The organism is Streptococcus sp. GMD4S (genome assembly GCF_000296955.1).
The window spans coordinates 1-1,491 of record NZ_AJRE01000500.1 but is presented as its reverse complement, the minus strand read 5'-3'; the positions used below and the strand labels follow the sequence as shown (position 1 = coordinate 1,491).

1 protein-coding gene is annotated in these 1,491 nt (G+C 45.7%); it reads left to right on the top strand.

Going from position 1 to position 1,491, the window contains the following annotated elements; genetic code table 11:
- The coding region (gene tkt / locus GMD4S_RS12100) for a transketolase (protein WP_000311748.1) at positions 1-1,491 on the top strand (1,491 nt) is incomplete at both ends.

The window sequence follows — 1,491 nt, the reverse complement described above, 5'->3', positions numbered from 1 at the left end:
ATAGCCTCTTTACAAAGCAACTTCGTATCAATCCAGCTCAACCAAACTGGATCAACCGCGATCGCTTTATTCTTTCAGCAGGACACGGTTCTATGCTTCTCTATGCCCTTCTTCACCTTTCTGGTTTTGAAGATGTTAGCATGGATGAAGTCAAGAACTTCCGCCAATGGGGTTCAAAAACACCAGGTCACCCAGAATTTGGGCATACTGCAGGGGTTGATGCTACAACTGGTCCTCTAGGACAAGGGATTTCTACTGCTACTGGTTTTGCCCAAGCAGAACGTTTCCTTGCAGCGAAGTATAATCGCGAAGGCTTCAATATCTTTGACCACTATACTTATGTGATCTGTGGAGACGGTGACTTGATGGAAGGTGTCTCAAGTGAGGCAGCCTCATACGCAGGTTTGCAAAAACTCGACAAGTTGGTTGTTCTTTATGATTCAAATGACATTAACTTGGATGGTGAGACAAAAGATTCCTTCACAGAAAGTGTTCGTGACCGTTACAATGCCTACGGTTGGCACACAGCCTTGGTTGAAGATGGAACAGACCTTGAGGCTATTCATGCTGCTATCGAAACAGCTAAAGCTTCAGGAAAACCATCTTTGATTGAAGTGAAGACTGTTATTGGATACGGTTCTCCAAACAAACAAGGAACTAATGCTGTACACGGTGCTCCTCTTGGAGCAGATGAAACTGCCGCAACTCGTCAAGCCCTTGGTTGGGACTACGAACCATTTGAAATTCCAGCTGAAGTTTATGCTGATTTCAAAGAAAATGTTGCAGATCGTGGCGCATCAGCTTATCAAGCTTGGACTAAATTAGTTGCTGACTATAAAGAGGCTCATCCAGAACTGGCTGCAGAAGTAGAAGCCATTATTGACGGCCGTGACCCAGTTGAGGTGACTCCAGCAGACTTCCCAGCCTTAGAAAATGGATTTTCTCAAGCAACTCGTAACTCGAGTCAGGATGCCTTGAATGTTGTAGCAGCTAAGCTACCAACCTTCCTAGGTGGATCAGCTGACCTTGCTCACTCAAACATGACTTATATCAAAACGGACGGACTTCAAGACGACGCTAATCGCTTGAACCGCAACATTCAGTTTGGTGTTCGTGAATTTGCAATGGGAACGATTTTGAACGGGATGGCTCTTCATGGTGGACTTCGTGTATACGGTGGTACTTTCTTTGTCTTCTCTGACTATGTGAAAGCAGCTGTCCGTTTGTCAGCCTTGCAAGGACTTCCTGTGACTTATGTCTTTACCCACGATTCGATCGCAGTTGGTGAAGATGGTCCAACTCACGAACCAGTTGAACACTTAGCAGGTCTCCGTGCTATGCCAAATCTCAATGTTTTCCGCCCAGCAGATGCGCGTGAAACGCAAGCGGCTTGGTACCTTGCTGTGACAAGCGAAAAAACACCAACTGCCCTTGTCTTGACACGTCAAAACTTGACTGTCGAAGAAGGAACAGACTTTGACAAAGTTGCGA